Consider the following 19,268-nt stretch of genomic DNA (forward strand, 5'->3'; position numbering starts at 1 on the left):
GGGGGAGGGGCGGTGTACGCGCGCCTCCGGCGGTGGGAAGCAGGACCTCGGCCACGGCGGAACCGCTGCTCACGAGGTTCTGCGGAAGGAGCCGGCGCACCGACCGGAACGGGCGGGCGCAACAGCGAACTGGGAGAGGAACCGCACCGGCGCCCCGACCGGGGGCGTACACAGGTGCTGAAGGGAGCGTAACACTCACTTGCCGTCATGGCGAGGAGAGCGCCGTGTCCACCCGCTTCGACGAACGAGCGGCCCCGGCTGTTCCCGGGTGGCTCCCCGGTTGGTCCGCACCGCTGTGTCATCGGTCGGTACCAGATGTCCCCAGACCATAACGATCCGGGAGGATCGGGGACTTGACCTCGTACGCTGCACTATCTTCACGGCATGTCCACGCCGCCCAAGCCTCCGCAGGAGCCCGAGCAGCCGTCCGGGGCGTCGGCTCCTCCGAGCGCGTACCCGTATCCCCATCCGCAGTCGCCGGGCCCGGGAGCGGCGGGCGGTTTCCCGCCGCCCGCGCCCGTGCCGGGCCAGCAGAACTTCTACGCCACTCCGACCCTGGTCGGCCAGCCGAGCCAGCCGGTTCAGCCGGCGGCCGGCTACCCGTACGGTCAGCAGGGCCCGTATCCGGCCGTTCCCCCGCCGCCTTCCGGTGGCGGCGGGGCGGGGCGGGCGGTGCTGTGGGCGGCGCTGGGCGCGGTCGTCGCCTCGGCGGCCTGGGCGGCGGGTGTCCTCCTGCTCGGCGGGGCGAGTGCCGACGCGGACCTGCGCGGCTACACGGCGCCGGCGAACCTGTGCTCCAGCACGGACTACTCCTCCTTCGAGACGGAGTACCCGGACAACGACGGCTCCCCGACGCACAACGCCCTCAAGGACGCCGCCCTCGACGAGAGTTACTGCAGCGTCAACCTGAAGAAGACCGGGTCGAGCTACGCCGACGCCTACCTCTCCACCCAGGTGGACCTGCACAGGAAGTCCGATCCCGGGCCGGAGTTCACGGCCATGTGGAAGAACTACGAGGACCGGTACCCCGGTTACGACGTGGAGACCGTCGAGGGCATTGGCGAGGAGGCCTACCTGGTCAGCGAGGACACCACCAGTGGCTCCACCAGCGGCTCCCTCTACGCCACGCTCGCCGTGCGGGACGGCTGGACGACGTACACGATGAGCTACAGCACCTACCTGTCCTCGTACGACGACGACACCAAGAAGCCGCCGTCGCTCGACGACGTGAAGGACTGGCTGAAGGCGGATTCGAAGACCACGCTGGACCAGCTCAAGGACTGACGCCCGCGCGACACGAGGTGGCCGGCGTGCGGGGTTCACCCGGCGCGCCGGCCACCGGCGCGTTCAGCGGGCGCGCGCCTCGGCCTCCTTCGCGATCTGCTCGAACCGCGCCCCCATCGCCTCGGCCAGCGCCTGCGCGCCCGACATGGGCCGGACCATCACCGTCAGCCGGTCGATGAGCCCGTCCTCGTCGACATGGATGAAGTCGCAGCCGCTCAGCTCCCGCTCGCCGACCCGCGCCGTGAACACGAGCGCGTGGTCGCGGCCGTCGGCCGTCGCGAGTTCCCGCTCGTATTGGAAGTCCTCGAAGACCTGCGCCACCGCCCGCAGGATCGCCGCGGTGATCGCCTTGCCGGGATACGGCTTGAAGACGACCGGGCTGGTGAACACCACATCCTCGGCGAGCAGGGCCTCCACCGCGTCGAGGTCGCCGGCCTCGACCGCCTCTCGGAACGCGCGCACACGATCACCTCGTACTCAAGAAGTTGACTAAGTGCGGATGACAATAATCACCTCCTGTTACCGTGTCCACATGTCGCTCAAGTACGCCGTCCTGGCCGCCCTCCTGGAAGGCGAGGCCTCGGGCTACGAACTGTCCAAGGTCTTCGACGTCTCCCTCGCCAACTTCTGGCCCGCGACCCCGCAGCAGCTCTACCGCGAACTGGAGCGGCTGGCGCGGGACGGCCTGATCCAGGCACGGGTCGTTCGGCAGGAACGCCGGCCCGACAAGCGGATGTTCACCCTCACCGAGGCGGGCCGCGAGGACCTGCGGGCGTTCGCCGCCGCACCCCCGCGCCGGCCCACCGCCATCCGCGACGAACTCCTCATCAAGATCCAGGCGATGGACGGCGTCGACCCCGGTACGACCCGCGCCCAGATCGAGGAGCGGATGAGCTGGGCGCGCGGCAAGCTCGACCGCTACACGAGGGTGCGCGAACGGCTCCTCGCCGGGCGTACCGAGGACGAGTTCCTGCGCGAGGCCGACCGCATCGGCCCCTACCTGACGCTGATGGCCGGCATCGCCTTCGAGGAGGAGAACCTGCGCTGGTGCGAGCGGGTTCTGACGCACCTGCGGCGGCGTTCCGCCGTAGGCTGACGACGATGTTCAGCCCCGAAGGCCCCACGCTGCGCGAACTCGCCGTCCAGGCCCTGTCGTCCGTCGAGCACGGCTACGACCTCCTCGCGCCGAAATTCGACCGGACGCCGTTCCGCACCCCCGCCCCCGTGCTCGACGCGGTGGTGTCGGCCCTGTGCCGGACGGGCCCCTACGACGACGGCCTGGACCTGTGCTGCGGCACGGGCGCCGGCGTCGACGCGCTGGCCGCGCTCTGCCGCTCCAGCGTCACCGGCGTCGATTTCAGCGCCGGGATGCTCGACGTCGCCCGCCGGCGAGCCAGGCCGCCGGAGCCGGGGGTCTCCTGGGTGCGGGCGGACGCGCGCGCCCTGCCGTTCAGGGACGCCTTCGACCTCGTCGTCAGCTTCGGAGCGTTCGGACACTTCCTGCCCAAGGAACTGCCCGGCCTCTTCGCCCAGGTGCACGGGGCGTTGCGGCCCGGCGGCCGGTTCGCGTTCCCGGTGCTCGCGCCGCCCCGGCCCTCGTCGCCCGCGTTCTGGACGCTGCTCGGCTTCGACGCGGTGATGCGGGTCCGCAACGCCGTGTGGCGCCCCCCGTTCGTCATGTACTACCGGGCCTTCCGGCTGGGCGAGGTGCGCCGGGAGCTGGAGCGCGCGGGATTCCGGGTGGAGTCGCGCGCCCTTCCCGAGTTCGGGACGCGGGGCGACGGTGGCCCACGGGCCCGGCTGGTCGAGGCGCGCCGGACCGACTGAGGCGGGCGGACGCGGGCCGGGTCAGTCGGCCGCGGGCAGGGTGAACGTGTACACCAGCGCCTCCTGACGGGTCTCGACCACCAGGTCGGTGATCTCCAGCGGCCGCGCGTACTGGTCGTGCACGTGCCGGGTCACCCGCATCGACGGGGCGTCGTCCGGCCGGGTGATGGCGTCCCGGTGGTGCAGGGTGAGCCCGGCCCGGCGCATCCAGTCGTAGACGCGCCGGAGCTGCGGAGAGCCGGTGTCGTCGCCCCGGTCGCGGTAGCGGGCGAGTTCCTCCACCTCGGCCAGCGCCACCGCCGAGAAGGACGTCACGGCCGTCCGCAGGGCGCGGCCGTCCGTGCCCGTCGACTCGTAGCGGTGGACCAGCGTCGGCCGGTGCGGGGCGAGGTCGAGCGCGGTGGCGTGTTCGGGCGGGGGCGGCTCCCAGCTCAGCGCGGTGCGATCGACCGCGCAGAAGTCGTCCGCGGGCCGGGAGCCGACGGGAAAGGCCAGCCAGGCCGGGTCGGCGACCGGTGCTCCCGGCAGGACGGCGTGGCTGCCGCGCCGGTCGGTGGCGACCAGTCCGTCACGGCGCAGCACCTCCAGCGCCTGCCGGACGGTCACCCGGCTGACCCCGAAGTGCTCCGCCAGCCGCCGCTCGGCGGGCAGGCGTTCGCCGGGTGGGATGGTGCCGTCGAGCAGTTCTCCGAGCAACTCCTTCGCTATGCGCCGGTAGAGGGGCTGATCATGGGGGATGGGGCGGGCCATGCCGCGCGCCTCCTGTGGTGACGTGCCGTGCGGGCTTGTGCACCACCAGATCTAGCATTGGTCTAAACCAGTAGGGAAGGGCGGGCGGTCCGAACGGCCGAAACCGGACCGCCCGCCGCCCCCTCACAGGGCGCTGTACACGGCCTTCACCAGCGCCGTCTTCCGTGGGTCATCCGCGATATGAGGCCCCATGCGGTTCATCACGTACCCCAGGGACACCCCGGCCTCCGGGTCGGCGAGACCGCACGAGCCGCCGAAACCGTCGTGTCCGAAAGCCCGCGGGTTGGGCCCGTAGGAGCCGTTCGCACCGCTCAGCCACAGGCCGAGCCCGATCTCCGTCTCGTGCCGGAAGCCGGCGCCCAGCACCAGGTCCCGGCAGGGGCCCTGGCCCTCGCGGACCCGTTCGGCCGCCTCGGGGGACAGGACGCGCCGGCCGCCGAAGGAGCCGCGGCCCGCGAGCACGCCGTACAGCGCGGCGACCGCCCGCGCGGTGCCGTGGCCGTTGGCGGCCGGGATCTCCGCGGCCCGCCAGGCCGGTGTGTTGGCCTCGTCGGCGCCCGCCGGGGGATTGGTCAGCGCGGCGATCGCCGCGGGCGCCAACCGGCCGAACACTGACGCCTGTTCGCTGTTCGACGGGGCGGGCGGATGCACCAGCTCGGCCGCCCGCCCGGCTTCCTTCTCCGGCAGTCCGATGGTGAAGTCGATCCCCAGCGGCCCTGTCACCTCGCGCTCCAGGAAGGCGCCCGGCAGCAGTCCCGAAACCCGCCGCACGACCTCGCCGACCAGGAAGCCGTAGGTGATCGCGTGATAGCCGGACCGGGTGCCCGGCTCCCACCAGGGCTCCGTCGCCGCCAGGCGGGCGGTGGTCAGCTCCCAGTCGTAGAGCTGCTCCAGCGTGTGCGGCTCGCGCAGCCCCGCCAGCCCGGCGCGGTGCGACAGCAGGTGGCGGACCAGGACGCCCTCCTTGCCCGCCGCGGCGAACTCGGGCCAGTACGCCGCCACCGGGGCGTCGAGGTCCAGCAGCCCCCGGTCGGCCAGGACGTGCGCGCACAGCGCCGTCGGCCCCTTCGACGTCGACCACACGTTGACCAGCGTGTCCCGCTCCCACGCGCGCGTGCGTGCCGCGTCGGCCCAGCCGCCCCACAGGTCCGCCACGGTCACGCCGTCGACCGTGACGGTCACCGCGGCACCCAGTTCACCCCGCTCCCGGAAGTTCTCCTCGAACGCGGTGCGCACCGCCGCGAAACGCTCGTCGCAGTGGCCGTGAACCTGTGACACGTGCTCGGACATGGGCCCTCCGTGATCCGCCGGGATGCTGCCCGGGCCGCGACCCCGCGGCCCGGCATCCCGAACATACCGACTGGTCGGATCAGGGGGAAGGCGTGATCAGGACCTCACGCGTACGACCGCAGCCAGCGCATCTTGGCGGCCTCGTGGTACGGGCCGCCGCCCTCGTGGTCGTTGAAGTCGTACACCTCGATCGTCCGGTCCTCGTGCGCCCAGGCGTTGAAGGCCGCGAACACCGTCGACGGCGGACAGGTCTGGTCCTCCAGGGCCACCGAGAACAGGGCGGGCGCCGAACCGCGGGAGGCGAAGTGCACACCGTCGAAGTAGGACAGGGTGCGCAGCGCGTCCTGCGTGCGGCCGCGGTGCGTCTTGAGGAACAGACCGATCTCCCGGTAGGGGTGCCGGTCCGTCAGCGTCGCCGCGCGCGGGAAGTCGCACAGGAACGGCACGTCCGGAGCGACCGCCACCAGGTCCGGCACCAGGGCACCCACGGCGATCGTGATGCCGCCGCCCTGGCTCGCCCCGAGCGCCACCGTGCGGGCCGTGTCCGTCAGAGGGTGCGAACGGGCCGCCTCGACGGCGCGCACCGCGTCCGTGAACACCCGGCGGTAGTAGTAGTTCTCGGGGGCGTCGATGCCCCGGGTCAGGAAACCGGGGAACGCGGGCCCCGCGCCCACGGGGTCCGCGGTACCGCCACCGCCGCCCCAGGCACTGCCCTGGCCGCGGGTGTCCATGACGAAGTGCGCGCGGCCCGTCGACGCCCACAGCAGGTGCTCGTGCGGCAGCCCGCGGCCCCCGCCGTAGCCGACGAACTCCACGACCAGCGGCACCGGTTCCGTCGCCGCCGCGGGCAGGGTCAGCCAGGCCTTGACCGGATGGCCGCCGTATCCGGCGAACGTCACGTCGAACACACGCACCGTGGCCAGCCCCGTGTCGACCGGCTCGAAGCGGACGTCCAGGTCGTGCTCGCGGGCCTGCTGGAGGGTCTTGGACCAGAACGCGTCGAAATCCGCCGGCTCGGCGGAGTCGGCGCGGTACTCGCGCAGTTCCTCCAGGGACAGGTCGAACAGGGCCATGAGCAACCGCCTTGTGGTGAAGTGGCCGTACGGATGATCACACCGTACGTGGGCGGTGGGAGCGCTTACCAGACCCCGGGACCAGGCTCGACGCCGTCCCGGCCACCGCCGTCAGGCGCTGCGCCGGCTCCACTCGGGCCCGGTGCGCGCCCATTCCCGGTCCCACTCCGCCAGCCGGTGCCGCAGGGCCACCCGACGCAGCACCGCGTGCCCGAGGAGCACCGCTGCCGCCGTGCCGCCGGCCGTGGCCGCGCCGAGCGTCAGTGTGTGCTGCCACACCGCCGTGCCGTCGGGCGGCGGCGGGACGCTCCGGCCCCGCGCGTCGAACCACACGTCGACCAGGTCTCCCCGGTGGGTGCCGACCGGCACGAGCGCGGTGGTCCTGTGCGGGACCCCGCCGGGTTCCGTCCAGCGCACGGCGACCCGGTAGCGGTGTTCCCGGGCGCCTTCCACCGTCGGCAGCGGGTCGGGCGGCCGGCCCACGACCTCGGCTCGCACGCGGTGCCGCTCGGCCCGCTGCTCGGCCGCCACGGTCAGAGCGTCCTGATGGGCCCATCGGCCGGCGAGCGCCCCGGCCAGCGGTGCGCCGACCAGCACGAGCACGGCGACCACCAGCACCGTCCACGCCTCCACGACGTCCGACCGGCGCCGCAGCGGATTGTGCCGCCAGCGCCAGCCGCGCAGCCCGCTTCGCATGTCGACCTCCTCGCCGTCACGCGGACGAGTGCCCACGAGGGAGGGATACCCCGTACGAGGGGAATCGTTTCACCTTTTGGGCGGGCCGGATATGTCGGCGGTGGCCGGAGATGTCCGAACAGCGGGGCCGGGGGACACGCGTCGGCCGCGACGGGCGAGCGTCAGCCGAACCGCTCGATCCGGATCCGGTCCACCGGCTGCCCCGCCTCCACCAGCAGCCGTGAGGCGTGCTCGGCGAACCCGTTCGACCCGCACACGTACGCCTCCCAGCCGCCCTCCGGCCGCTCCGCGAGCGCCGCTGCCAGATGGGCGGCCGTGAGCCGGCCCACGCGCGTGCCCGCGGGCGCGGTCCGCGTGAACACGGGGGTCGTCTCCGCGCCGTACTCGCGCGCGTAGATCAGCTCCTCGGGGCCGCGCGCGGACACCAGCAGGCGCAGCGGGACCGTGAGCCGCCGGGCCCGGTGGTGGCGCACCATCGACATCAGCGGTACGACCCCGGAGCCGGCGCCGACGAGCAGCGCGGGGCGGTCTCCGGGCCAGGCGAAGAAGCCGCTCAGCGGACCGCGCACCTCCACCTCGTCGCCGGGCGCGGCCACGGTGTGGAACCAGCCCGACACCTCGCCGCCGTCGACGTGGTCCAGGGTCAGTTCGATGTGCCCCGAGTCGTCGGGCGCCGACGCGATCGAGTAGTGCCGCTGGGCGAGATAGCCGTCCTGGGCCCGCAGCCGCAGCATCAGGTGCTGCCCCGGCAGATGCCCCTCCCACCGGGGCACGGCCAGCCGGAACGTGGCCGCGTACGGCGTCTCGCGGCGGATCTCGGTGATCGTGGCCGTCTGCCACAGCGACGCCGCCCGGTTGCTGACGGCGATGCGGCCGGGCACCGCGAACCGGGTCGGGGGAGTGAAGGTCTCAGTCACCGGAGTACCTCTGCTCCTCCCACGGGTTGCCCCTCGCGTGGTAGCCGTTCTGTTCCCAGAACCCCGGCTCGTCGTGGTCGAGGAGCCGCAGACCGGCGATCCACTTGGCGCTCTTCCAGAAGTACAGGTGCGGCACCAGCAGCCGCGCCGGGCCGCCGTGCTCGGGGGAGAGCGGCTCGCCGCCGTACGCGAAGGCGATCCACGCCCGCCCGCCGGTGAGGTCGGCGAGGGGCAGGTTGGTGGTGTACCCGGTGTGCGAGTACGCGACGGCGTGGGTCGCGGACGCCCGCGGCCGCACCTCCGCCAGGAACGCGTCGAGCGACACACCCCCGAACCGCACGCCGAACTTCGACCAGCTGGTGACGCAGTGGATGTCGCCCTCGTACCCGGAGGCGGGCAGCGCGTGGGCCTGCTCCCAGGTCCACGTACGGGGCGCGTCCACCAGCCCGCCGATCCGGAAGCTCCAGTCGGCGGGCGCGAGGTCCGGGGTGACCTCGGCGGACAGTACGGGCCAGTCGTCGCCCGCGTCGTACTGGCCCGGGGGCAGGCCCGGGTTGTCGACGCGCGGGCGTCCGGTGAAGCCTCGGGTGACGTTCATGGGGTTCCAGCGTGCGGGAGACGGTTGCTTACGCATTCAACCGTAAGGGCAAGGCGGTCGTGCTCCGGCCCCCGTCCGGCCGTCGATCATTAAGCCCGTATGAACACTCCCGCCCCCGGGGAATAGCCGTCCCGCGATCCCCCTTGCACGTGTCGTTCCGACCCGGATCCCGTGTCCGGCGGCAGCGAAGGAGAGTGGGAGCAATGCCGAAGGCGTACGTCTTCACGCGGTACGGCGGACCGGAGACCGAGGCGCTCGCCGACGTGGACCGGCCCCGTCCGGGGCCCGGCCAGGTGCTCGTCGCGGTGCGTGCGGCGGGCGTCAACCCCGTCGACTGGAAGCAGCGCACGGGCTACCGGCGTCCCGGCGACAGGGGTGAGCGCGCGTTCCCCGCGGTGCTGGGCAACGAGGTCGCCGGTGTCGTCGTGGAGACCGGCGAGGACGTCACCGGCTTCGCGCCCGGCGACGAGGTGTTCGGCACCGCCGTCGCGGGCGGTTACGCCGAGTACGCGCTGCTCGCCACGGGGCTCACCGCGGCCAAGCCGGCCGCCCTGTCCTTCACCGACGCCGCGACCCTGCCGGTCGCCGCCGCGACCGCCTACGACGGCGTGCACCAGCTCGGCCTGCCCGCCGGGGCGACGCTGCTGGTCACCGGCGCGGGCGGCGGTGTCGGCGTGGCGGTCGCGCAGATCGCCCGCGCGCTCGGGGTGCGGGTCGTCGGCGTCGCGAGCGAAGGCAAGAAGGAACTCCTGGAGGCGCTGGGCGCCGTGCACGTAACGTCCGGGCCGGGCTGGTCCGAACGCGCCCGCCTCGCGGCCCCGGACGGCTTCCACGGCGTCTACGACCTCGTGGGCGGCGAGGTCCTGCGCGAGGCGGCCGACCTGCTGACCGACCGCGCGAAGCTGATCACCGCGGGCGCCCCACCCGAGGAGGTGGAGCGGCTCGGCGGCGCCCGCGTGGCGCGAGCCCGCACCGCCGAGGTACTCGCCGCCGTCGCCGACCTCGTGGTCCGGGGCACCCTGGACCCGCACGTCACCCGCACCTACCCGCTGGAGCAGGCGGGCCAGGCACTGCGCGAGGTCGAGGACGGCCACGCCCGCGGCAAGGTCGTGATCGAGATCGGGACCGCGATATGAGCCGTGCCGAGTCCCGGCACGTCCTGGACAACCCCGCTCTCGCCTCCCTCACCGGCCCGCACGCCCACTTCGCCGAACACCGCGGCCGGGTGGTGCGCTACCCCGTCGACGTGTCGCCCTGGCTGGCCCTGCCCGACGACCCGGACGCCGACGACTGGGCGGACCTCGCCGCGCTCGCCGGACCCGGCGGGGAGGTGCCGCTGCCCGGCTTCGGCGGCGAGACGCCCGTCGGCTGGGAGATCACCCAGCGCGTCGAGGGCGTGCAGTTCGTCGACGACGGGCTGGCCGCCGCACCCGACGCGGAGGCGATCCGCCTCGGCCCCGCCGACGTCCCCGACATGCTCGACCTCGTCGCCCGCACCCGGCCCGGCCCCTTCGAACGCCGCACCGTCGAACTGGGCACCTATCTCGGCGTCCGCCGCGGGGGAGTCCTCGTCGCCATGGCGGGCGAGCGCCTGCATCCGCCGGGCTGGACCGAGATCAGCGCGGTCTGCACCGATCCCGCCGTCCGCGGCGAGGGCCTCGCCACCCGGCTGATCCTGGCCGTCGCCCACGGCATCCGCGAACGCGGCGAGACCCCGTTCCTCCACACCAGCGCGGCCAACACCGTCGCCATCCGCCTCTACGAGTCGCTGGGGTTCCGCCTGCGCCGCAGGACGGCGTTCCTGGCGGCACGGGCGCCCGAGCGGGACGTGGTGCCGGCGGCGTGACCGCGCCGGGGGCGGGGCCGGCCGGGGGTCAGCCTCCGTCCGAGGCCCCGCCCCCGGTCCCGCCCCACGCGTTGTACCGCACGAGATACTCCGCGAACCGCTCCAGATCCCGCTCCGGCCACTCGGCGAGCCGCTCGCGGAACGCCGCTCGGCGGCTCTCGGTCACCTGGGCGAGGATGTCGCGGCCCGCGCCGGTGAGGTGCAGGACCTGCACCCGATGGTCGGCGGGATCCTGACGCCGCTCGATCAGCCCCGACCGTTCCAGGGCGGAGACCTGGCGGCTGACGGTGGACTTGTCCAGCGCGTAGTGCGCGGCCAGGTCGGTGGCCCGGCAGCCGCCGCTGTCCTCCAGGTGGCCGAGGAGCGTGTACGACACCAGGGACAGCTCGGGATGCAGCCGGCCTGCCGAGGCACGGGCGCGCCGGGCGAAGGCCGTCATCTCGCGCTGGATCGTCTCCACCGCCTCGCGCGCGTCCACCTGGTCTCCCTCACGTTCAGCCGGCCCATCTCGTTGCAGAGTACAACTTGCGCCGGGGATGCGCAGGGCGGCCGACCGGGGGCCCGGCGTGCGGCAGTTGGGATAGGGTGACCGTCGGCCGAGGACGATCCCGGCCGTCGGCGACCGAGGAGGTGGGACCCATCACCGCAGTGTCAGGTCGGGTGCTCTCCCCCCAGAACCGCGCGGACCGCCGGTAGGCGACCGCGAGAGCGCCCTTCGGCTTCCGAAAGGCTCTCGGCTTCCATGCCTCCGTTTTCCTCACCTTCCGCTCTCTCGTCCTCCTCGCCGTACCTCTCCCGTGACGCCGTCGTCGTGGCGCTGCGCACCGCGGGATGCGTCTTCGCCGAGGACGAGGCGGAGCTGATCCTCACCGCCGCCGGCACACCGGGCGAACTCGCCGCGATGGTGGAGCGCCGCGCGGCCGGTCTGCCCCTCGAAATCGTCCTGGGCTGGGCCGAGTTCCTCGGCCGGCGCGTCGTCGTCGAAGCGGGCGTCTTCGTGCCCCGCCGCCGTACCGAGTTCCTCGTCGGCCAGGCACTGGCCGGGGCGCCGCACGCCTCCGTCGTCGTGGACCTGTGCTGCGGCTCCGGCGCCGTCGGCGCCGCCCTCGCCTCGGCGCTCGGCCGCGTCGAGCTGCACGCCGCCGACATCGACCCGGCCGCCGTACGGTGCGCCCGCCGCAACGTCGCCGCCCTCGGCGGCCACGTCCACGCCGGTGACCTGTTCGACGCACTCCCCGGCGTACTGCGCGGCCGCGTCGACATCCTGGCGGCGAACGTGCCGTACGTCCCCACCCGCGAGGTCGCCCTGCTGCCTCCGGAGGCCCGCGACCACGAGCCGCTCACCGCCCTGGACGGCGGCGTCGACGGACTCGACGTGCTGCGCCGGGTCGCCGCCGAGGCGGCCGGCTGGCTCGCGCCCGGCGGCTGCGTCCTGGTCGAGACGAGCGAACTCCAGGCGGCGGACGCCGTCGAGGCGTTCCGGCGGGGCGGCCTCACGGCCCGCCCGGCCGCCGACGAGGACCTGTACGCCCACGTGGTGATCGGGACGAAGGAGTAGCGGTCAGGTCGCGGCGCCGCTGCCCTGCGGTTCGGGGGAGCGGCAGTCGCGGTCCCAGGGGCCGGCGCGCGGGGGAGGCGTGGCGCCGGTTTCCGGGGTCGCTGCCGCCGGACGCGCTGGACGCGCCGGAGGGGGCGCGGTCGGCGGTTCGCTCGGCACGGGAGCCGACGGCACACCTCGTTCTCCCCTCCTGAGGATGCGGGTGTCGTCGGACGAGCCACTCGCTCTCCTGGACGGTGACCTCGCCGTGCGGGGTCACAGGCAGTCAGGACCGCGACGGCCGTCGCCGCGACCACCGTCCGTCCGAGGCCCGTCCGCCGCTGCCGTCGGGACCCGCCCCCCGAGGTGGGCCCCGGTGGGCACGCCCCGTGGCCGTGGGAGCCGCACGGTGAGGAAGGAGGCGGCGTGAACACCGGCGGATCGGGCCGTACGCGGTCACGGGGCCGCCGTCAGAGTGCTCGGGCGCGTGCCACGAGCAGAGCCACGTCGTCGTGGTTGTCCGGGTGGTGCAGCGCCCGCAGCAGCAGGTCGCACAGCTCCTCCAGCGGACGTGCCGGGTCGTCGAGGAGCGCCAGCAGCGCGTCCAGACGCTCGTCGAGGGAGTGCGTGCGCGTCTCCACCAGCCCGTCGGTGTAGAGCACGAGCTGGTCGCCGGGGGCGAAGTCGACGTCGGTCGAGGAGAAGGCGACCCCGCCGACCCCGAGCGGTGCCCCGGTGGGCAGGTCGAGCAGCTCCGGAGGGTGTCCGGCCCGCACGCGGGCGGGCGGCAGGTGCCCGGCGTTGGCGATCCGGCACCGGCCGAGGCGCGGGTCGTGGACGACGTACACGCAGGTGGCGATGAAGTGGTCCAGGCCCGAGGTGATCCGGTCGAGGTGTTCCAGGAGCACCGCCGGATCGAGGTCGAGGGAGGCCAGGGTGGTCGTGGCGGTGCGCAGCCGGCCCATCGTGGCGGCGGCGTCGATGCCGCTGCCCATGACGTCGCCGACGACGAGGGCGGTCTTGCCGTCCTCCAGCGGGATGACGTCGAACCAGTCGCCGCCCACCTCGGTGGTGGCTCCGGCCGGCTGGTAGCGCGAGGCCACCTCCAGGCCGCCGGTCACCGGCGGGTGGCTCGGCAGCAGGCTGCGCTGGAGCGTCAGCGCGGTGCTGCGGGCGTTCTGGTACCAGCGGGCGTTGTCGATCTGCACGGCCGCGCGGGCGGCCAGCTCCCGGGCGAGGAGGAGATCGTCGCGGCCGAACGGCAGCGGATTGCGGGTCCGTTTCAGGTCCAAGGCGCCCAGCACCTCGCCGCGCGCGATGAGCGGCACCGCCAGATAGGAGTGGACGCCCGCCCGGGCCAGCAGTCCGGCGGCCTCCGGGGAGCGGGCTATCCGCGCCAGATCCTCTTCCTCGACCTGCGCCAGCAGGACCGGCCGGCCGGTGCGCACGCACTCGGTGACCAGCCGGTCGGGTGCGTAGCGGGCGATGCGGCCGGGTGGGTCGGCCGCCCTCAGCGCGTCCGGAGCGTCGGCGGCGCGGACGGCGAGGGCGCGGATCAGGGCGGGTTCCGAAGGGCTCAGGCTGGTGCGCCTGCCCCCCACGACCGCGTCGAGCAGGTCCACGGCGGCGATGTCGGCCAGTTCCGGCACGGCCACGTCGGCCAGCTCGTCGGCGGTGCGTTCCAGGTCGAGGGTGGTGCCGATGCGCGCGGAGGCGTCGGCGATCAGGGCCAGACGGCGGCGCGCGGCCTCCGCCTCGACGCCCGCCCGGTACTGGTCGGTGACGTCGGCGACGGAGAGCGCGACGCCCAGCACGGTGTCGCGAGCGTCCTCCAGCCGGTACATCGAGACGGACCAGACGTGATCGTGGTCCGGGTCCGCCGGCGTACGGCCGGTCGTGGACCTGTCGACCAGGGGCACCCCGGTCCGCAGCACCTCGCGGATCGCCGGCTCCAAGGCTCCGGTGTCCAGCAGCGGGAGCACCTCACGGACCGTCCGGCCCAGGTGTTCCGCCGCGGGGACGCCGTTGATGCGCTCCAGCGCCGGGTTGACCGACACGTACCGCAGCCGGGTGTCGAGAACGGCCAGCCCGATCGGGGACTGGGTGACCATGCGCGTCGACAGGGCCACGTCCCGTTCCACGCGGCGCACCGTGGACTGGTCGGCGGCGAGACCGAGGGCGTAGACGTCTCCCCGGTCGTCGACGAGCCGAGTGTTGCGGAACTCGACCAGGCGGGTGCTGCCGTCCTTGCGCCGGATGGGGAAGGCGCCCTCCCAGGTGCGGCCGGTCGCCATGACGTCGGCGAACAGCTTCACGACCAGCTCGACGTGCTGTTCGTGGACCATCACGTGCGCCGCGTACCGACCCAGCGCCTCCTTGGCCGGGTAACCGAACAGTTCCTCGGCCTGCGGACTCCACAGCACGATGTGGCCCTTGGTGTCCAGCACGACCGAGGCCACCTTGAGCACGTCCAGCAGGCCGCTGGGCCCTGTCGGGCCGCCGGCCTCGGCCGCGGTCGATCCGGCTGCACTCATGCCACGCACCGCCTCCGTACGTCGACGCGGCACGTCGTCCCCCGTGCCGACTCCCCCAGTTCTACCGCGCTCAACCGTTTTATCCCACGTCTGGGGCACCGTTCCCATGCTCCTCCAGTACGGCGGCGCGCGCCGTTCTCCTCATGGTCCACAGCAGTCCACCCGGTTGGTCTGTACATGACCATCGAACGCGGCCACACTGTCCGCCGAGCGCACCCCGCCCCCCCGTCAGAGGAGACCCATGCCCCCGCGCCCCGCCCGCAGACGCCGTCACACCCTGCGCACCGCCCTGATCGCCCTGACCACGGCCACCGCCGCGGTCCTCTGCGCCGCCCCGCCCGCCGCGGCCGCCGACATCTGGACGGAGGTCGGCTCCGACCGCGCCGACCCGCTGACCGAGAGCCAGGGCCTGGCCTCGGTCGAGACCCCCGCGAACAGCGCCAACCGCTACACGGGCATCGGGACGATCCCCTTCGGGCTGAGTCTCCGCGGCTGGAACCACGTCGGCGACCCCGACGCCTCCTACGACGGCTACTACGTCGAGCCCTACCAGCGGGACTCGGGCACCTCGAAGATGTACCGCGTACAGGCGCCGGGCGGCGCGTGGTCGGAGTACGTGCACGCGCTCGGCCCCGGCGAGGCCCTGAACAACTCCTGGGTGGCCATCTCGCCGGGCGGCAGGTGGATGCTCACGGGCGAGTGGGGCACCATGACCAGGCTGCTCGTCCTGCCCACCCCCGGGGCGAATCCGAGCACCTCGCCCTCGGCCGACCTGCCGCTGGCCTCCACCGTCCGGCTCGACCACGCGGTGCGCGACGTCCAGGGCTGCGACTTCACCGGCCCGACGACCCTCCTGTGCTCCTCCGACGACCCCGAGGGCACCCTCTTCGGCATCACCAAGCCGCTGCTCCAGATCGACCTGTCGGCCGAGCCGAACGGCTCCGGGGACGTGAACGGCCATGTCACGGCCCTGCGCCAACTGCCGCTGCGCAGCTCCTGCGCGGGCTCCTTCGAGACGGAGGGCGTCGACTACGACCGCCGCACCGCCACCCTGCGGGTGATCGTCGTGTCCCCCGGCTTCTGTGTGCTGACGGACAGCAGGACGTACCGCTTCACGCGGTGATCCCGGCCTCCCGGGCGGGGTGCCCAGGTGGTGCCCGCCCGGGGAAGTGGTGCTTTTCTTGGGATGTGGCGCGGTTCGCGGGGAACCCGCTCCAGCGTTACCACGAGAGGAGCGATCACGATGGACAGCGAGCGACCCCATCCGGAGTCCGTCACCCTGGAGATCAGCGACTGCAGCAAGGAGGACGCCCGGATCGTGTTCGACACGCTGTGCGCCTGCTTCGCGTCCGACCGCTGCGCCGACGACGTGCCCGAACAGCAGCACGAGACCCGTCCGATGGTGTGGCTCGGCACCTTCGAGGTCGGCGACGTGCGGGACTGCGCCCGCCCGGCCCGGCTGTCGTCCTCCGTCACGGCCGACGTCCAGGGCGGCTACTGGGCGATCGAGCGGTTCCGTACGGCGCTGGACTCCATGTTCCAGGTGAAGGACCTCTCCTCCGCCTCGGGGGACCAGGAGGCGGAGCTGCACCTGCTGCTCGAAAGCCGGTGACGTGGGGAACCGCCGACCCTGACGCGAGAGGGCGCGGATGCGAGAAGTCGCGGACGTGAGAAGTCGCGGACGTGAGAAAGGCGACGTCGGGACCATTGTGCAACTAGTTGCATAACCCGTGTGCGGTCCTCTACAACTACAGGGGCACGACACCGCGCACGGAGGGCCCCGATGAGCCGATACCCGCACCTGCTGAGCCCGCTCGACCTGGGCTTCACCACCCTGCCCAACCGCGTCCTGATGGGCTCGATGCACGTGGGCCTGGAAGAGGCCGAGCACGGCTTCGCGCGCATGGCGGAGTTCTACGCCGCCCGCGCGCGCGGGGGAGTGGGCCTGATCGTCACCGGCGGTATCGCCCCCAACGACGAGGGCCGCCCGTACGAGGGCGGCGCCAGGCTCACCACCGACGCGGAGGCCGAGCAGCACCGCGCGATCACCGGGGCCGTGCACCGCGAGGGCGGCCGCATCGCCCTGCAGATCCTGCACTTCGGCCGCTACGCCTACCACGAGGACCTGGTGGCGCCCAGCGCGGTTCAGGCGCCGATCAGCCCGCACGTGCCCCGCGAACTGACCGACGCCGAGGTCGAGCGGACCATCGACGACTACGCCCGCACCGCCCGCCTCGCCCGGCAGGCGGGCTACGACGGCGTCGAGATCATGGGCTCCGAGGGCTACCTCATCAACGAGTTCATCGCCCTCCAGACCAACCACCGCACCGACCGCTGGGGCGGCTCCTACGAGAACCGGACGCGCTTCCCCGTCGAGATCGTGCGGCGGGTGCGCGAGGCGGTCGGCGAGGACTTCATCGTCATCTACCGGCTGTCGATGCTCGACCTCGTCCCCGGCGGTTCGACGCTGGACGAGGTCGTCACCCTCGCCAAGGCCGTGGAGGCGGCCGGCGCCACCCTCATCAACACCGGCATCGGCTGGCACGAGGCCCGCATCCCCACCATCGCCACCTCCGTGCCGCGCGGCGCCTACACCTGGGTGACCAAGAAGCTCATGGGTGAGGTCTCGGTCCCGCTCGTCACCACCAACCGCATCAACACCCCGGAGCTGGCCGAGCAGTTGCTCGCCGACGGCTGCGCGGACATGGTGTCGATGGCCCGGCCGATGCTCGCCGATCCCGACTTCGTCGGCAAGGCCGCGGCCGGCACACCCGAGGCCATCAACACCTGCATCGGCTGTAACCAGGCCTGCCTCGACCACACCTTCAGCGGCCGGATCACCTCCTGCCTGGTCAACCCGCGCGCCTGCCACGAGACCGAGTTGGTCCTCACCCCGACCCGTCGCCGCAAGCGCGTCGCGGTCGTCGGCGCCGGGCCCGCCGGACTCGCCTGCGCGGTCTCGGCGGCCGAACGCGGCCACACGGTCACCCTGTTCGACGCCGCGGCGGAGATCGGCGGACAGCTCAACGTGGCCCGCAAGGTCCCCGGCAAGCAGGAGTTCGACGAGACGCTGCGCTACTTCCGCCACCAGCTCGACGCCCACGGCGTGGACGTCCGCCTCGACACGTTCGTGGCCGCGGCTGACCTGACGGACCACGACGAGGTCGTCGTGGCCACGGGCGTCAGCCCGCGCGTCCCCGACATCCCCGGCGTCGACCACCCGAGCGTGGTCGGCTACCTCGACGTGCTGCGCGACGGCGCCCCCGTCGGCGACCGCGTCGCGATCCTCGGCGCCGGCGGCATCGGCTTCGACGTCGCCGAGTACCTCACCGACGGCGGCGACAAGGCGAGCGAGGACCCGGCGACGTACTTCCGGCAGTGGGGCGTCGACATGGACTACCAGGCGCCCGGCGGCCTCGCCGCGCCCGAGCGGAGCGCCCCGCCGCGCACCGTCCACCTGCTCCAGCGCAAGACCGGCAAGGTCGGCGCCGGTCTCGGGAAGACCACCGGCTGGATCCACCGCACCGAACTCAAGCACCGCGGCGTGCGCATGGTCCCGGGCGTGCGCTACGACCGCATCGACGACGCCGGGCTGCACGTCACCGTCGGCGGACGGAGCACCGTCCTGGAGGTCGACACCATCGTGCTGTGCACGGGCCAGGACCCACGCCGGGGCCTGTACGAGGAACTGGTCGCCGCGGGCGCGAGCGCGCACCTCATCGGCGGTGCCGACGTGGCCGCCGAACTGGACGCCAAACGTGCCATCAAGCAGGGTACGGAGCTGGCCGCGGCCCTGTAGCGGCGCCCCGGCCGGTCCCTAGGATGAGCCCATGTCACTCCCGCACGCGATCCTCACCGCCCTGCTCGAGAAGCCGTCGTCGGGGCTGGATCTGACCCGCCGGTTCGACAAGTCGATCGGCTACTTCTGGTCGGCGACGCATCAGCAGATCTATCGCGAGCTGGGAAGGCTGGAGGCGGAGGGATTCATCCGCGCCCAGCCCGTCGAGCAGCCGGCCCGCGGGCAGCGCAAGAGCTACGAGGTCCTGCCCGCGGGCCGCGCCGAACTCCGGCGGTGGACGGCCGCGGCGCAGGACCCCAAGCCGCACCGCGACGCGATGCTGCTGCGGCTGCGCGCCGCCGCCGTCGTCGGCACCGCGGGCCTCGAAGCGGACCTGCGCCGCCATCTCGACCTGCACCGACGGCAGTTGGCCGAGTACGAGGAGATCGAGAAGCGGGACTTCCCGCCCGGCGACGACAGCGCGCAGGTACGGCTCCAGCACCTGGTGCTGCGCGCGGGCATCGAGCTGGAGACCTTCTGGACGCAGTGGCTGACGGAGGCGCTGGAGGAACTGCCCGAGCCGGACGAACCGACGCCGTAGTCCTCGGCCGCCCCGCGCCCCGCGCCCTACGGCAGCAGGGCCAGCAACTGCTTGGTGTGTCCCGGCAGTTCAGCCTCCGCGAGGCCGGTGACGAGGTCCCTCAGCGGCATCGGCCGGTCGACCAGGACCTGGCCGTGCGAGAGCAGCAGGGTCGGTACCGGGGTGTCCAGTTCGGCCTCGCTCAGCGGCGCGACGAGCGCGCACAGGGCCTCCCCCTGAAGCCGTACGCGCTCCCGGAGCCCCGCCTCGCCGCCGGCCAGCGCGCCGACCCGCCCGAGAGTCCAGGCATCCTGCGCCACCCGGTTGTCGTACGTCGTGACCGCGCCCGAAGCGGCGGAGACGACGGCGGCGACGGTGGCGGCGTCGATGAGGCTGACGTGCGCCAGGATCTGCCCGGCGTCCCACTCGCCGTCCGACGGGGGCCGGTCGGCGGTCCCGGCTCCGGCCACGGTGGCGGCTGCCTCCAGCAGCGCGTGGTGGGCGTCGCGCAGCGGGGTGGTGTCCATGGATGTTCTTCTCTCTCCCGCGCTACGGCGT

General features: G+C 73.3%; 20 protein-coding genes. 10 read left to right on the top strand and 10 right to left on the bottom strand.

Annotated elements, in window-relative coordinates:
• Positions 1 to 384: 384 nt before the first annotated feature.
• A complete protein-coding gene (locus tag ACFYO5_RS08525) occupies positions 385 to 1,284 on the top strand; it encodes a hypothetical protein (protein ID WP_388705758.1) in 900 nt (299 codons plus the stop codon).
• Between the two features lie 63 nt (positions 1,285 to 1,347).
• On the opposite strand, the gene ACFYO5_RS08530 is transcribed toward ACFYO5_RS08525, so the two are convergent.
• Positions 1,348 to 1,746 (bottom strand): nuclear transport factor 2 family protein, encoded by a 399-nt coding sequence (locus ACFYO5_RS08530; protein WP_356564014.1) that lies wholly within the window; start codon positions 1,744 to 1,746, stop codon positions 1,348 to 1,350.
• Between the two features lie 70 nt (positions 1,747 to 1,816).
• Between ACFYO5_RS08530 and ACFYO5_RS08535 the strand changes: the two genes are divergently transcribed.
• Both ACFYO5_RS08535 and ACFYO5_RS08540 read left to right on the top strand, forming a co-directional pair.
• Positions 1,817 to 2,380: a PadR family transcriptional regulator gene (locus ACFYO5_RS08535; RefSeq protein ID WP_388705760.1), complete on the top strand. Its 564-nt coding sequence runs from the start codon at positions 1,817 to 1,819 to the stop codon at positions 2,378 to 2,380.
• Between the two features lie 5 nt (positions 2,381 to 2,385).
• Positions 2,386 to 3,111, top strand: coding sequence for a class I SAM-dependent methyltransferase (locus tag ACFYO5_RS08540; protein WP_388705763.1), 726 nt, complete (start codon positions 2,386 to 2,388; stop codon positions 3,109 to 3,111).
• Between the two features lie 21 nt (positions 3,112 to 3,132).
• On the opposite strand, the gene ACFYO5_RS08545 is transcribed toward ACFYO5_RS08540, so the two are convergent.
• The 6 genes from ACFYO5_RS08545 to ACFYO5_RS08570 all read right to left on the bottom strand — a co-directional run bounded on the left by ACFYO5_RS08545 (position 3,133) and on the right by ACFYO5_RS08570 (position 8,435).
• The gene (locus tag ACFYO5_RS08545) at positions 3,133 to 3,861 is read right to left on the bottom strand and encodes a GntR family transcriptional regulator (RefSeq protein ID WP_356564020.1); all 729 of its coding nucleotides are present in this window, start codon (positions 3,859 to 3,861) and stop codon (positions 3,133 to 3,135) included.
• Positions 3,862 to 3,984: 123 nt separating this feature from the next.
• Entirely contained in the window at positions 3,985 to 5,151 is a 1,167-nt protein-coding gene (locus ACFYO5_RS08550) for a serine hydrolase domain-containing protein (protein ID WP_388705767.1), read from the bottom strand.
• 104 nt (positions 5,152 to 5,255) lie between these two features.
• On the bottom strand, positions 5,256 to 6,224 hold the full coding sequence (locus ACFYO5_RS08555) for an acetylxylan esterase (RefSeq protein ID WP_388705770.1): 969 nt from the start codon (positions 6,222 to 6,224) through the stop codon (positions 5,256 to 5,258).
• 111 nt (positions 6,225 to 6,335) lie between these two features.
• The gene (locus ACFYO5_RS08560) at positions 6,336 to 6,920 is read right to left on the bottom strand and encodes a hypothetical protein (RefSeq protein WP_388705773.1); all 585 of its coding nucleotides are present in this window, start codon (positions 6,918 to 6,920) and stop codon (positions 6,336 to 6,338) included.
• Positions 6,921 to 7,081: 161 nt separating this feature from the next.
• Entirely contained in the window at positions 7,082 to 7,837 is a 756-nt protein-coding gene (locus ACFYO5_RS08565) for a ferredoxin reductase (protein ID WP_388705776.1), read from the bottom strand.
• A complete protein-coding gene (locus ACFYO5_RS08570) occupies positions 7,830 to 8,435 on the bottom strand; it encodes a sulfite oxidase-like oxidoreductase (protein ID WP_388705779.1) in 606 nt (201 codons plus the stop codon). The genes ACFYO5_RS08565 and ACFYO5_RS08570 overlap by 8 nt, the downstream gene beginning before the upstream one ends.
• A 203-nt stretch (positions 8,436 to 8,638) precedes the next feature.
• Here ACFYO5_RS08570 and ACFYO5_RS08575 point away from each other — a divergent pair, with 203 nt between their 5' ends.
• Entirely contained in the window at positions 8,639 to 9,571 is a 933-nt protein-coding gene (locus ACFYO5_RS08575; RefSeq protein ID WP_388705782.1) for an NADP-dependent oxidoreductase, read from the top strand.
• Positions 9,568 to 10,281: a GNAT family N-acetyltransferase gene (locus ACFYO5_RS08580; protein WP_356564034.1), complete on the top strand. Its 714-nt coding sequence runs from the start codon at positions 9,568 to 9,570 to the stop codon at positions 10,279 to 10,281. Before ACFYO5_RS08575 ends, ACFYO5_RS08580 begins: the two co-directional genes overlap by 4 nt.
• 28 nt (positions 10,282 to 10,309) lie before the next feature.
• Here the strand turns inward: ACFYO5_RS08580 and ACFYO5_RS08585 are convergent, their stop codons facing one another.
• A complete protein-coding gene (locus ACFYO5_RS08585; protein ID WP_356564036.1) occupies positions 10,310 to 10,759 on the bottom strand; it encodes a MarR family winged helix-turn-helix transcriptional regulator in 450 nt (149 codons plus the stop codon).
• Between the two features lie 264 nt (positions 10,760 to 11,023).
• Here ACFYO5_RS08585 and ACFYO5_RS08590 point away from each other — a divergent pair, with 264 nt between their 5' ends.
• Positions 11,024 to 11,839 carry a putative protein N(5)-glutamine methyltransferase gene (locus ACFYO5_RS08590; protein ID WP_388705786.1) on the top strand — a complete coding sequence of 272 codons (816 nt, stop codon included), beginning with the start codon at positions 11,024 to 11,026 and terminating at the stop codon, positions 11,837 to 11,839.
• A 449-nt stretch (positions 11,840 to 12,288) separates the two neighbouring features.
• Here the strand turns inward: ACFYO5_RS08590 and ACFYO5_RS08595 are convergent, their stop codons facing one another.
• Positions 12,289 to 14,352: a SpoIIE family protein phosphatase gene (locus tag ACFYO5_RS08595; RefSeq protein WP_388705788.1), complete on the bottom strand. Its 2,064-nt coding sequence runs from the start codon at positions 14,350 to 14,352 to the stop codon at positions 12,289 to 12,291.
• 241 nt (positions 14,353 to 14,593) lie between these two features.
• On the opposite strand from ACFYO5_RS08595, the gene ACFYO5_RS08600 reads away from it, so the two are divergent.
• The 4 genes from ACFYO5_RS08600 to ACFYO5_RS08615 all read left to right on the top strand — a co-directional run bounded on the left by ACFYO5_RS08600 (position 14,594) and on the right by ACFYO5_RS08615 (position 18,731).
• Positions 14,594 to 15,475: a hypothetical protein gene (locus ACFYO5_RS08600; protein WP_388705791.1), complete on the top strand. Its 882-nt coding sequence runs from the start codon at positions 14,594 to 14,596 to the stop codon at positions 15,473 to 15,475.
• A 120-nt stretch (positions 15,476 to 15,595) separates the two neighbouring features.
• A complete protein-coding gene (locus ACFYO5_RS08605; RefSeq protein ID WP_388705794.1) occupies positions 15,596 to 15,964 on the top strand; it encodes a hypothetical protein in 369 nt (122 codons plus the stop codon).
• A 171-nt stretch (positions 15,965 to 16,135) separates the two neighbouring features.
• Positions 16,136 to 18,151 (top strand): NADPH-dependent 2,4-dienoyl-CoA reductase, encoded by a 2,016-nt coding sequence (locus ACFYO5_RS08610; protein ID WP_356564046.1) that lies wholly within the window; start codon positions 16,136 to 16,138, stop codon positions 18,149 to 18,151.
• A gap of 31 nt (positions 18,152 to 18,182) precedes the next feature.
• On the top strand, positions 18,183 to 18,731 hold the full coding sequence (locus ACFYO5_RS08615) for a PadR family transcriptional regulator (protein ID WP_388705797.1): 549 nt from the start codon (positions 18,183 to 18,185) through the stop codon (positions 18,729 to 18,731).
• A gap of 26 nt (positions 18,732 to 18,757) precedes the next feature.
• On the opposite strand, the gene ACFYO5_RS08620 is transcribed toward ACFYO5_RS08615, so the two are convergent.
• The gene (locus ACFYO5_RS08620) at positions 18,758 to 19,237 is read right to left on the bottom strand and encodes a hypothetical protein (protein ID WP_388705799.1); all 480 of its coding nucleotides are present in this window, start codon (positions 19,235 to 19,237) and stop codon (positions 18,758 to 18,760) included.
• Positions 19,238 to 19,268: the final 31 nt, after the last annotated feature.

The organism is Streptomyces sp. NPDC006259, from assembly GCF_042870975.1.
Classification (GTDB): domain Bacteria; phylum Actinomycetota; class Actinomycetes; order Streptomycetales; family Streptomycetaceae; genus Streptomyces.